Genomic DNA, 13,572 nt, shown 5'->3' on the forward strand with positions numbered 1-13,572 from the left:
GGAAATAAAATGCCATTTCGTGAACCTTTTAAACGAAAATTTGATGTTGGGGATCTAATTTACGGCTTAACAAGCCAAAGGTTAAAATACATTACTAACTACAAACCATTTAAAGGTATTAGCATTAATACGCATAAGGTCGGTATTCAAGCTGTAATCATAGATCAGTATATAACCCCAGTGGAACTGTTCCTGAAAAAGAATGATGAAGAAGCCAGAAAGAATAACATGAAACTAGAGATAAACCGCCCCTATAGTGAGTGTTTTTCTTCATATATTAAGAATCATCATAAATATCACTCTTCATTTGAATTCACCCCAGAAAGCACAGGCAGAATATTTTCAAGAAAATGTAAGGCAGGGCTATCCTGGATAACTATGAGCAATGGCAATAAGGAACTGGTTAAAGACAATACTGTACATTTTATTCTTGATGCCATAGAAATGAAATATGTAGTGAATAAAGTAAAATTTTCTGCAAAAAGCACTGATATAACGTCACATGAGCTGAGGTGGGTCTATAGGAACAGGAACAATATTAATGTACAAAAGAAAATACAATTTTGGTTAAATGGTCAGCCCACTATTCCACCTTGGGAAAGCCCTGAAGGCAAAGAAATATGGAAATTGTACACACCAACGTCTGAACTTGAGGCGGCTTTTAACTAGGGCGCGAGCACACTATTTTAGCCACCTTTTAAAGATTATTGTTTTTCAAAATAACCATTTTATGGTATTTAAATTGGGCGAAATGCAGTCAACCGAACAATTCTTTAAGCTTTTATAGGAGACTATAGAGTTAGAGAATAATATTTACATTTTAAGGATAAATATTAACCAAAGTATGCTCGCGCCCTGGCTTTTAACTCTGGCTTGCCGATAGAGTTATATTTCTAAGGCATATAAGAAAAATTTATTTGAGGGAGTCATTTTGTATTATACCCGTCGCCTTTCAAGATGCGTCTTATATCTCCCCGCTGCGCGGGGAGATATAAACACTCTCATTGGTTTGCAAACGGCAACTTGAAGTTGGATTGGTATATACCCGTCGTCTTTCAAGTTGCCGCTTTGTTGCCTGCGCTTATTCACCCCAGTCACATAGTTATCTATGTTTCTGGGGATTCATTCCCTTACCGTCGCGCTGCATGATCCACTGAATTAATGTCAAGACCCCCCTCCCTTTGCATGGCCTTGGCATGATAGATGATATGATCTTCAATAAAACTGGCAATAAAATAGTAGCTATGATCATAATCTGGTCGAAGATTTATCGTCACGGGATAACCGATTTCATCACAAATAGCTTGCAATAAATGAGGGCGAAGTTGTTCATCTAAAAAGTCGTCATTGAGACCTTGCTCAATCAAAATAGGAAGCCGTTCTTTCGTATTCCTAATCAGTTCAACGGTGTCATATTGCTTCCAATCTGATGTCTCATCGCCCAGATAAGCTGAAAATGCTTTTATTCCCCACGGAACCTGGCCAGGGGCGACAATCGGGGAAAAGGCTGAAACGCTGCAATAACGTCCCGGATTTTTCAATGCCATGATCATGGCACCGTGACCTCCCATTGAATGTCCGCTGATTGCCCGGATATCCGTTACCGCAAAGTGTGTTTCAATCAAGTTGGGGAGTTCTGAAATAACATAATCGTACATTCGATAGTGCGATGCCCAAGGGGGTTTTGAGGCATTGAGATAAAAGCCGGCACCTTTTCCAAGATCATAAGCGGGATCGTCGGCGACCTCATCACCCCGTGGGCTGGTATCTGGCGCAACAATGACAATACCTTGTTCCGCCGCATAACGCTGGGCACCGGATTTTGTCATGAAATTTTGCTCAGTGCAGGTCAAACCGGAAAGCCAGTAAAGGACGGGTAATCTGCTTTCTTTAATCTGAGGGGGAAAGAAAACAGCAAAACGCATCTGGCAACCCAAAACGTTTGATTTATGTTGGTAGACATCTTGCCATCCGCCAAAACAGGCGTGATGTTCAATTCTTTCCATGACCTTCCTCTCTAAATTCATTGGTTGTGGTGATGATTTTGTCAATTGCCAGATACCGTGTTGGCGTGCAACACGGCTTTCTGTCTACGATAAACACGGGTTAATAGTGAATGACAGTTCGGATCGATTTACCTTCATGCATCAGTTCAAAAGCCTCATTAATATTTTCCAAGGGCAGGGTGTGGGTAACGAAAGGAGCCAGTTCAATTTCACCTGTCATCGCCTTTTCCACCATGGCCGGCAACTGGCTGCGTCCTTTTACGCCGCCGAAAGCTGTGCCTTTCCACGTACGACCGGTAATCAGTTGGAATGGCCGGGTGGCAATTTCCTGTCCGGCACCCGCCACACCAATGACGATTGATTGCCCCCATCCTCTGTGCGCGCTTTCCAGGGCAGCACGCATGACATTGACATTACCGATACATTCGAAAGTATGATCAACCCCCCATTGGGTCATCTCCAGGATGACCTGTTGGATAGGCTTATCGTAGTCATCGGGGTTGAGGCAATCAGTGGCGCCAAATTGTCTGGCAAGTTCAAATTTAGTTGGGTTGGTATCAATGGCAAGGATGCGTCCCGCTTTGGCCTGACGGGCACCCTGAACAACAGCCAGGCCAATCCCACCCAGGCCGAACACAGCGACAGAGTCTCCCGGCTGCACTTTGGCTGTGTTGTGTACGGCACCGATCCCCGTCGTGACACCACAGCCCAATAAACAAACGTGTTCATGGTTTGCAGCGGGATTGATTTTTGCCACCGAGACTTCAGCCACAACCGTATATTCACTGAATGTGGAACATCCCATGTAATGATAGATAGGTTGTCCATGATAAGAAAAGCGGGTTGTGCCATCTGGCATGAGTCCCTTACCTTGTGTTTCACGGACGGCGATACAAAGGTTAGTTTTCCCTGATTGACAAAACTCACATTTGCCACACTCCGCTGTGTATAACGGAATAACATGGTCACCCAATGTTACACTTGTGACACCTTCACCCACTTCGACCACGACACCGACGCCTTCATGCCCCAGGATGACAGGGAATACGCCTTCAGGATCGCCGCCCGAAAGGGTAAAGGCATCGGTATGACAGACCCCGGTATGGCTGATTTTTATCATGACTTCACCCGCTTTGGGGGGAGCAACGTCAATTTCGAGAATTTCGAGTGGTTTGTTTGGCCCAAAGGCCACAGCAGCACGTGATTTCATATATTCCCTCTTTTTGTTAATTAGAATATTCAAACACTTCTGTTTATTTGGATATTATCCATATGATCTGATTTTATTTCTGGGTTATGACCCATCTTTTTGTTTTCAAAAAATATTGTGGTTGGATGTTAAGTGATTATGTTCTATACCAATCTAACTTCAAGTTGCGTGTGATTTCCCCGCGAAGCGGGGAGAAATCAGGTTTCATAGAGTGTTGTAAATTGCAACTTGAAGTTTAATGCGTATATACCAGTCCAACTTCAAGTTGCCGTTTGCAAACCAACGAGAGTGTTTATATCTCCCCGCAGCGCGGGGAGATATAAGGTGCATCTTGAAAAGCGACGGGTATATGCTCAATTAGCTTTGAGCCAAACAATAGTATCTTTTGTAAATTATTTAAAATGGAATAATAAATAATGGATTTAATTAAACCTTGTCAATAAGATATCTCATCGATTAACCAAGATTGAATCAATCTATACCAGTCCAACTTCAAATTGCAGTTTGCAATCCAATGAGAGTGTTATATCTCCCCGCGCAGCAGGGAGATATAAGACGCAGCTTAAAAGGCAACGGGTTATATATTCTGATTTCAAATGGAGGCTTAATGGCTGAATTCAATTCCCAACCCATTAAATTTGCTTATTGGGTGCCTAATGTTTCAGGTGGGTTAGTGATAAGTAAAATCCAACAACGGACTCACTGGGATCATACTTATAATCGAAAATTGGCTCAAATCGCCGAAAATGTCGGTTTTGACTATGCATTAACCCAAATTAGATTTACTGCTGGCTATGGCGCTGAAAACCAGCATGAATCGATGACTTTTTCCCAAGATCTGCTTTCGGCAACCCACCAATTGAAAATCATTGCAGCCCTTTTACCCGGGCCTTGGAAACCGGTATTGGCGGCCAAACAGATAGCAACAATCAGTCAGCTTTATGGTGCACGGATTGCAGTTAATATTGTCAGTGGTTGGTTTCGCGGTGAATTTAAAGCCATTGGTGAACCCTGGTTGGATCATGAAGAGCGTTATTTGCGTTCAGAAGAATTTATTCGTTGCTTAAAAGGCATCTGGTCGCAGCCTGCTTTCAGTTTTTCTGGTGATTTTTATCGTTTCCATGATTATGTTTTAAACCCCAAACCACTTGCCCCATTACCGGAGATTTTTCAAGGAGGGAGTTCCAGGGCTGCCAGAGACATGGCCGCGCGCGTTTCTGATTGGTATTTTACTAATGGGGGCAGTGTGGAATATATTCAGAAACAAATCGAAGATATCAGCGCTAAGGCGTTGTTGAATCATCATCAGGTAAAAATAGGCGTTAATGGTTTTGCGATTGCCCGTGATGATGAAAAAGAGGCGCGTGCAGTATTGCAGGACATTCTGGATAGCAGTGATCTTGACGCGGTGAAAAGTTTCCATCATGAAGTACAGAATGCCGGGAACGCATCGCCAGAGAAAGAAGGGAATTGGGCAAAATCAACTTTTGAAGATCTTGTGCAGTATAATGACGGTTTTAAAACCAACCTTATTGGTACGCCATTACAAATCGCCCAACGAATTATTGAATATAAAAAAGTCGGTGTAAACCTGATGCTGCTTGGCTTTTTGCATATGCAGGAAGAGCTAGAATATTTTGGCAAAAAGGTGATCCCACTTGTCCGAGAATTGGAGCAACAAGCTGATTGAATAATCATTTATTGCCTTTAAATAAGGCATCATTCACGTTTCATCTTTATAGGAACCCAATAGATCCCAGACTGCCGCGATGCAGCAAGCGGGGATCTATTGGGTATATCCGTTAATCAACATTTGGGTTGCGCAAATAATCCAGTTTCTGCCATAGCATGGTTATCCATTGCCTGACCTGTGGCATGGACAACATGGTCATATGGTTGCCTGGCGCCAGCATCGTATTGAGTTCAGAGACATGGAGACGCCACTGAATTTCGCGCGTTTGCCTTTCATCCAAATCACTTTCCTCTGCGTTAATCAGATGAACAAGCCCCTCATAGCGGGTACGGGGTATATAGCCCGTGTTCAGATTAGCTTGCATAACGCGAACAACCCCTTGCAACATCGATATGGGTGTCTTCGCCGGAAAGAGCCCGGTTTTGACCAGCGCATTGTGCAGAGACTGAATTTGTTCATCCGGAGCCAGATCAGCAATATCTTGTCTGGCGAGCGGAAGGGGCTGATCCAATATCATATTATAGATATCGATCAACTCCATTATTGTCTCAAGACGGTTGAATGACTTGAGAGGGCTTCCTGGCTGAATAGGCTCATCGGTATCGATAAGAATCAGATCGGATACCTGTTCTCCCTCTGCTTGCAATTGCAACGCGATTTCAAAGGCAATCCAGCCCCCGAAAGAGTGGCCTAGCAGATGATAAGGGCCATGAGGTTGGATTTGCCGGATATGCTGGATATAGGCACGGGCAGCACCTTCAACGCTGGAGTACGGGAAATTGTACTCAGCCGTGAACCCACGTGCCTGCAAAACGTATATCGGCAGTTGCTGTGGGAATGAAAGGGACAGTTCGAGTAAACTGGACGGGCTGGCTCCTGCACCGGGCAGGCAAAACAGCGGTGATACTGATTGGGAACCCTGCTGAATGATAACTCGTGGGTCAAAGGAAGGCATATCCCGCAAGTTTTCAGTGACCAAATCCACAATTTGGTTCAGGAAAGGCGATTGCATGATGGAAAAATGCGTTCCGCCGATAGGGTGTAACACCGAATCGTGGCCGACGATGTTATGCCAACCCCGCCAAGGATCGCCATAGGCTGCCTCTTCCGCGGCATAGAGATGGACAGGCAAGGCGGATTTTTGCGCGATGTACCCTTGACTAAGCTGTGAAACCACCTCAGCGGTATAGACACGCAAGAGAATATCTTCGCGTGTGATCCCCACCAGCAACCACTGGTGTTCAATCACGTAATCAAGCACCTGCTCCATGCTGCTAAGGTTGTGAAGCTCTGCCAAATCCCTTTTCTCGTCAATCATCTTTTGGGTAAACAGTACGTTTATGAGGAACTCGATTCGTTTTGCTTCCTCGCTGACAGATGGGTCGGCAATGGTCGAAGCGCTATGGCTATCTGTATGGACATGACAATAGGAATCGACCATACCGATAAACTCGACTGTCTCACCGCCACGGGTTAATTGTAGGGCTATTTCATAGGCAATCTCCCCCCCAATCGACCAACCCATCAGACGATAAGGCCCTTGTGGTTGGATACGGCGAATGGCCTGAATATGGCAAGCGGCAAGCGCTTCAATTGACACCGGCGGGTGCTCCAGTGTATGGATGCCAAGCGCCTGCAAAGCATAAACCGGAAGTTCAGGTGGCAACAGGGTAGCCAATGGAGAATACACCAGTGGATCACCGAAAATTTCGTGGATCAAGAATAAAGGCAATAAAGCACCTGTCGGACTGAGTGGTACAGGATTGGCGTCAAATGGGGATATAGGTATGACGAATGGCGCCTTAACCGCCAGAGCCAGATCACACAAGGTGGAATGTGCGAACAACGTGGTCAGTGAGATCTCCATGTTTTGTTCGCGCAGGCGATTCAATAGCTGTATAGCAAGCAACGAATGACCGCCCAACTCAAAGAAATGGTCATGGCGGCCGATCCTCTCCAATCCCAGCAACTCTTGCCAGATTTGCGCCAGCGCGATTTCGCTCTCACCGACCGGCGCGGCATAGTCGCGAGTGGCAACCGCCGCTAAATCCGGCGCCGGCAGCGCCTTGCGGTCGAGTTTGCCGTTGGGCGTCAGCGGGAAGGTCTCCAATGTGACAAACGCACTGGGCAGCATATAGTCCGCCAAGTGCTGGCTGAGTTGCTGGCGTAGTTCTGCCGGCGCCAGTTCCGCCCCGTCCTCTGGCCGCAGGTAGGCGACCAGCCGTTTCTGGCCGGGTTCGTCTTCGCGGGCGATCACCACCGCTTCTCTAACACTTTCACAGGCAACCAACCGGTTTTCAATTTCCCCCAGTTCAATGCGGAAACCGCGGATCTTGACCTGAAAATCATTGCGCCCCAGATATTCAATCGCACCATCGGGCAGCCAGCGCCCCAAATCGCCGGTTTTGTACATGCGGGCATTGGGTTGCTTGCTGAACGGATCAGCCACAAATTTCTCTGCGGTCAGATCAGGGCGGTTCAGGTAACCACGGGCAACGCCCGCCCCGGCAATGTGGATCTCGCCGCTGACGCCAATCGGCACCGGCCGCCCTTGGGTATCCAGAATATAAATGCGGGTATTCGGCAACGGATAACCAATCGGGATAACGCCAGCCCATTCAGGCGAATCCTGGTCTTTATCATTGAGGGTCAATGTGGTGGCAATCACCGTGGTTTCGGTTGGGCCATAAGAGTTGATCCAGCGGCAGGTTTGGGTGTCGGGATGGGATAGCCAGCTCATGAGATGGCGATGCTCCGCTTTCTCGCCGCCGACAATAATCGTGTGCAGGTACGGGCTGAAACTGCTGCGCCCGGCCATCATCTCCTGTACCCATTGATGCCAGAAAGCGGTTGGCATATCGATGATGGTGATCCGCTGCTCATTCAATAAGCTGACAAATGCCTGATCCGGCACCCGGATATGCGCCGGGCGCAGAACCAGCGTGGCGCCGGAGGCGAGGGTCGGGAAAATATCGGAGACCGAGGTATCAAATGCAATAGTCGCAAATTGCAGGATGCGATCCCCTAATTTCGGTTCGCTGGTCTGGTGCTGGGCATGGATAAAATTCACCACATTGCGGTGCTCCAGCATCACGCCCTTGGGCTGGCCGGTGGAGCCGGAGGTATAGATGATATAGGCTAGATGGTGCGGTTCCAGCCCCCATTGGCGGGCATCCGGGTTATGGGTGGGCTGTTTTGCCACCTGATCCTGGTGGGTTTCATCGTCCAGCAACCAGACCGGGAGGCCTGCGGTGGGCAACAATCCCTGCAAGTGCCGCTGGGTCAACAGGAGTGCCGGTTGGCTGTCCGCCAGTTGGTACGCCAATCGCTCGGCCGGGTATTCGGGATCGAGCGGAACATAGCCGGCACCGGCTTTGAGAATGCCGTATAAGCCAATGATCATCTCCGGGCTGCGCTCGACACAAATGGCCACGCGATCATCAGGCCGCACGCCAAACGCCCTCAGTTGGTGCGCCAGTTGGTTGGCATGGCGGTTCAGTGCCGCATAACTCAGTTCGTTCTCGCCAAAGACCAACGCCGTGGCATCCGGTGTACGCGCGGCCTGTTGTTCGAACAGGTGATGGATCAAGGTATCCTGCGGATAGTCCACCGCCGTGTCGTTAAAATCCGCCAATAATTGATGACGCTCGGCCAGTGGCAGGATATCGACAGACTGGATCGGCTGCTCCGGCGAAAATTGCAGCGCGGCCACGATGCCTTTCAGGGTTGTGTTGACATAAGCATTAATGCGCACAGGATCAACTTGCGGGCGGCATTGTGCGGTCAGCGAAAACCCGTCATCAAAATCGTCCACATCCAGCGACAATGGGTAATTGCTGCGCTCCTCGCTGTCCAATACCCGAATACCCTCCCAGACACCGGAACTGGATTGCTCTTCATTCCGCGGACTGTGGCGGAAATTGAGCAGGCTGTTAAACAGCGGCAACGATGCCTGAACGCTACTGCAACTCTGGGCAATCGCCAGCGGTGTCTGTTCATGATCCAGCAGTTCACTCAGGCGCTGGTAGGTCTCCTGTACCAGATGCTTAACGGAACGTGTGTGTAATGGGATACGGATGGGCAGAGCATTGATAAACATACCGAGCACCTGAGACGCGCCGATGCCTCCCTGTAAGCGCCCCAATAACACGGTGCCAAACACCACATCCTCGCGGCCGCTGGTTTGTGCCAGCACCTGCGCCCACGCGACGTGGAACAGCACACTGGGGCTGACCCCGAAACGGCGCGCCTGGGTGCGGATGGCGGTTGCCAGCTCAGGGGCGAGAGGGAGAGACGCTTCTGTGATCGGGCCGTTGTCCGTTTGTACGTCGAGTATCCCAAACGGAGCCGTGGGTTCGTCAATCTCCGCCAGTTGGCTGCGGAAATAGGCTTCGTGTTTAGCCATTGGCACGCTTAATATTTGGGCGATAAAGTTACGATAAGGCACCGTCGGCCGTATTTCCGGACTTCCCTGTAAGGTGAGGGCGATTTCCGCAAAAATCAGCTCCAGGGTCATATGGTCACTGATCAGATGATGGAAGCGCAGGGAGAGTAACCACTCATCCTGTGCCGGATCGTGGGCGATATCGATGGCAAACAGCGGTGCCTGATTTAAATCGATACGGTGCTGGCGTGGATCGGTGTGCGCCAGTAATTGCGCGGGAATATCATCCGGGCTGGCCGGGGTGAATTCACGGATAACCAGCGACGCCTGACGCCAGACTGCCTGAACGGGTTGTTCCAATCCTTGCCAATATACCGCCGTGCGCAGGATATCATGCCGGTTGATAACCTGTTGCAAGGCCGCCAGAAAACGATCAAGCCGCTCACGGGTATCAAACGCCAGCAGGCTGCGCAGCAGGTAGTTATCCCCGTGTTCCTGTAACAGGTGATGGAACAAAATCCCGGCCTGCAACGGTGCCAGCGGATAGATATCCTGCACATTACTCGCCCCGCCCGCAACCTTGTCAACGATGGCCTCAATCTCAGCCTGGGAAAGGGAAAGTAGCGGCAGCATAGCCGGCGTGATGGCGGTGCAGCCGTCCGGGATCAGGTTAGGGGGCACCACAAACGTCTCGGCGTCATACCGGATCGCCTGCGCCATCTCCGCCAAAGTAGGGGTGGCAAAGACATGGCGCACCTCAAGCTGCCAACCCCGATGACGCAGCGCTTCGACCAGGCTGACAATCATCAGGGAATGGCCGCCGAGTTCAAAGAAGTGGTCATGGCGGCTAACCTGTTCCAGTCCCAGCAAATCTTGCCAGATTTGGGCTAAGGCGATTTCGGTTTCACCGACCGGTGCTGCATAGTGGCGAACAGCGACAGCGGAGACATCTGGCGCCGGCAGCGCCTTGCGGTCGAGTTTGCCATTGGGGGTGAGCGGGAAGGCATCCAGCGTGATAAAGGCACTGGGCAGCATATAGTCCGCCAGATGCTGGCTGAGTTGCTCGCGCAATGCCGCCGGCACCAGTTCCGCCCCGTCTTCTGGCCGCAGGTAGGCGACCAGCCGTTTCTGGTTGGGTTCATCTTCGCGGGCGATCACCACCGCTTCGCGCACCCCGTCACATTGGGTCAGCCGGGCTTCGATTTCCCCCAACTCAATACGGAAGCCGCGCAGCTTGACCTGAAAATCATTGCGGCCAAGGTAGTCAATATTGCCGTCGGGCAGCCAGCGGCCAAGGTCGCCGGTTTTATACATCCGGGCATCGGGTTCCGAAGAAAAGGGATCGACCAGAAAACGCTCGGCGGTCAGTTCCGGGCGGTTGAGGTAACCGCGGGCGACACCGGCTCCGCCGATGTAAATTTCCCCCGTCACCCCGACGGGAACCGGCTGGCCGTGGGCGTCCAGAATGTAAATCCGGGTATTGGCAATCGGGCGACCAATCGGCGGCGGATTATCGCCAGCCACACAGGAGTAAAGCGTGGCACAGACCGTACTTTCCGTTGGCCCATAGGCATTGAGCATTTGCCGCCCTGCTGACCAGCGTTTGACCAGCGTCGGCGGGCAGGCTTCGCCCCCCACCAGCAGGGTGTGCAGGGTATCGGGCAGGGAGTCCATCGCCGCCAACGCGGTGGGTGACAAGAGGATATGGCTGATGGCCTGCTCTGCCAGATAGCCGGCCAATATTGTGCCGGGCAGCAGATGGTCACGTTTGGCGAGATAGAGGCGCGCACCGCTCATCAAAGCCATGCAATATTCCCAAATACTGGCATCGAAGCTGTTTGAAGCGAACTGCAAGACGCGGCTATCGGTCGTCAGTGACAGGGTATTTTGCTGGGTGGTTATCAGGTTGCACAGGCCACGGTGTTCAATCATCACCCCTTTCGGTTGTCCTGTTGAACCGGAGGTGTAAATCACATAAGCCAGATGGCGGGATGTCAGCCCCAGCGTGTGGGGATCAGGGTTACCCGTCGGTTGGGTTGTCGGCAACGGCTCAGGGTTATCCAGCAAGACCACCGGCAAGGAGCTGTCGAGTTTATCGCGTAACGTGGCCTGGGTCAGTAAAACCCCCGGTGCCGCATCGTCCAGCATATAGGCCAGCCGGTCGGCGGGATAGGTCGGATCGAGGGGCACATAGGCAGCGCCTGCCTTGAGGACAGCCAGCAAACCGACCCCCATTTCCAGACTGCGCTCGACACAAATCGCCACCCGATCATCCGGCCGCACCCCCAGCGCTATCAGGTGATGGGCTAGCTGGTTGGCGCGGCGGTTTAACTCCCCGTAGCTGAGCGTGTGATCCTCAAAGACTACGGCAAGGCTGTCGGGATGCTGTGCGGCCTGTGCCTCAAACCGTTGGTGGATCAACATGTCTTGTGGGAATGCGACCTGGGTGGCATTGAAATCCCCCAGCAGTTGGTGCCGCTCCGAGGCGGGCAGCATCGGCAACGTGGCAATGGGTTGGGTTTCATCAGTCACCATGGCGGTCAGCACGTTGGTGAAGTAACCGATCATCCGTTCAACGGTTGCGGTGTCGAATAAATCGGCCGCATATTCCAATGCACCGACCAGCCCGGCTTCGGTTTCGGTCAGTGACAAGGTTAAATCAAAATGGGCGTTACGGTGAGGCTGTTCAACCGTTGAAAGCTGGAGATTGGGCAGTGTCAACGCCTTGGCTGGGGTATTGTTTAAGGCCAGCATCACCTGAAAGATCGGGCTGTAGCTGAGGTTACGTTCCGGCTGGAGGGCTTCCACCACCTGCTCAAAAGGCAAATCTTGATGGTCATAGGCGGCCAGTGCCCGCTCCCGCACCAGGGCAAGCAAATCGGCCACGCTAAAGTCATCATGGACGGTGACGCGCAGCGCCAGCGTATTAACAAAGAACCCGATTAACCCTTCCAGCTCATGCTGTGGGCGATTAGCCACCGGGGTGCCGATAACGACATCCTCCTGACCACTGAGCCGGGCGAGGACAAGGCTCCAGGCACTGAGCACGGTCATAAATAAGGTGGTGTTATGGCGCTGCCCCAGTGCTTTCAGTGAAGCCAATAAACCGGCATCAACGTGCACCGGGACTTGGTCACCCACAAAGGTTTGTACCGCGGGGCGTGGCCGGTCGGTCGGCAGTGTCAGTAAAGCCGGTGCGCCTGCAAGCTGTTTGCACCAGAAATCACGCTGGGCAGTCAGCGCCGCGCCTTGCAGCCAGTGACGCTGCCAGACGGCGTAATCGGCATACTGAATAGCGAGTGGCGCTAAAGGTGTGTCCTGCCCCTCAAGGAAGGCGCGATAAAGCACACTGAGTTCCTGCACGAGCACACCAATAGACCAGCCATCAGAGATAATATGGTGTTGCGTCAGCAGCAAGATATGCTCTTCATCGGCCAGTTGCAATAATTGACCGCGGATCAGCGGGTCTTGGGCAAAATCGAAAGCGGTTTGGGCTTCAAGATTAGCGAATTCGGTCACGCGCTGGGTATGCAAGGCCGGATCGAGCTGACGAAAATCGTGATAGGCCAGGGCAAAACCGATGTCAGCCGGATCAATATGCTGGCAAGGTTGGCCTGAGACTAGCACAAAGCGGGTACGCAAACTTTCATGGCGGGCGACCAGATGGTCGAGTGCGTCGGTCAAAGCGCGGCGATGAAGCTGGCCAGTCAGGCGCAGCGCCATCGGGATATGGTAAGCCAGACTGGCCGCCGGGTCGAGTTGGCCGAGGAACCATAAGCGCTGTTGGGCAAACGACAGCGGCAACGGCTGGCTGCGATCCGCCACCGGAATGGTGATCTGCGTGGTGGTTGACGTGTCAGCGAGTGTTTGCGCCAACGGCATCAAGACCGGTTGCTCAAAGAGCGTCTGTAACGGCAACTCTCGCGCCAATCGTTGCCGGACGCGTGCCGCCAGTTGAACGGCAAGCAGGGAATGCCCACCCAGTTCGAAGAAATTGTCGTGGCGACCCACTTGTTCTAACCCCAGCAGCTCTTGCCAGATTTGCGCCAGAGCGATTTCAGTCTCACCGACCGGCGCTGCATAGCGACGGGCAGCGACAGCGGATAAATCCGGTGCCGGCAATGCCTGGCGGTCGAGTTTGCCATTGGGGGTCAGCGGGAAGGTATCCAGCGTGATAAAAGCACTGGGCAGCATATAGTCCGCCAGATGCTGGCTAAGTTGCTCGCGCAATGCCGCCGGCACCAGTTCCGCCCCGTTCTCTGGCCGCAGGTAGGCGACC

At 51.6% G+C, this 13,572-nt stretch carries 5 protein-coding genes; 2 read left to right on the forward strand and 3 right to left on the reverse strand.

The window, feature by feature from the left end:
- Positions 1-9: 9 nt before the first annotated feature.
- The gene (locus Xkoz_RS17350; RefSeq protein WP_099143242.1) at positions 10-669 is read left to right on the forward strand and encodes a hypothetical protein; all 660 of its coding nucleotides are present in this window, start codon (positions 10-12) and stop codon (positions 667-669) included.
- A gap of 461 nt (positions 670-1,130) precedes the next feature.
- Here Xkoz_RS17350 and fghA read toward each other — a convergent pair whose 3' ends face one another.
- A complete protein-coding gene (fghA, locus tag Xkoz_RS17360; RefSeq protein ID WP_099143244.1) occupies positions 1,131-2,006 on the reverse strand; it encodes an S-formylglutathione hydrolase in 876 nt (291 codons plus the stop codon).
- A 100-nt stretch (positions 2,007-2,106) separates the two neighbouring features.
- Positions 2,107-3,216, reverse strand: coding sequence for an S-(hydroxymethyl)glutathione dehydrogenase/class III alcohol dehydrogenase (locus Xkoz_RS17365; RefSeq protein ID WP_099143245.1), 1,110 nt, complete (start codon positions 3,214-3,216; stop codon positions 2,107-2,109).
- 607 nt (positions 3,217-3,823) lie between these two features.
- Between Xkoz_RS17365 and sfnG the strand changes: the two genes are divergently transcribed.
- A complete protein-coding gene (sfnG, locus tag Xkoz_RS17370; protein ID WP_099143246.1) occupies positions 3,824-4,906 on the forward strand; it encodes a dimethylsulfone monooxygenase SfnG in 1,083 nt (360 codons plus the stop codon).
- A 112-nt stretch (positions 4,907-5,018) separates the two neighbouring features.
- Here sfnG and Xkoz_RS17375 read toward each other — a convergent pair.
- The coding region (locus Xkoz_RS17375; protein ID WP_141554439.1) for a non-ribosomal peptide synthetase at positions 5,019-13,572 on the reverse strand (8,554 nt) is incomplete at its 5' end.

It is taken from the genome of Xenorhabdus kozodoii (assembly GCF_002632875.1).
GTDB classification, from domain to species: Bacteria; Pseudomonadota; Gammaproteobacteria; order Enterobacterales; family Enterobacteriaceae; genus Xenorhabdus; species Xenorhabdus kozodoii.

Coding starts and splice junctions, on each gene's coding strand:
- fghA (WP_099143244.1), bottom strand. CDS start 2,006: ATGGAAAGAATTGAACATCACGCCTGTTTTGGCGGATGGCAAGATGTC.
- sfnG (WP_099143246.1), top strand. CDS start 3,824: ATGGCTGAATTCAATTCCCAACCCATTAAATTTGCTTATTGGGTGCCT.
- Xkoz_RS17365 (WP_099143245.1), bottom strand. CDS start 3,216: ATGAAATCACGTGCTGCTGTGGCCTTTGGGCCAAACAAACCACTCGAA.
- Xkoz_RS17350 (WP_099143242.1), top strand. CDS start 10: ATGCCATTTCGTGAACCTTTTAAACGAAAATTTGATGTTGGGGATCTA.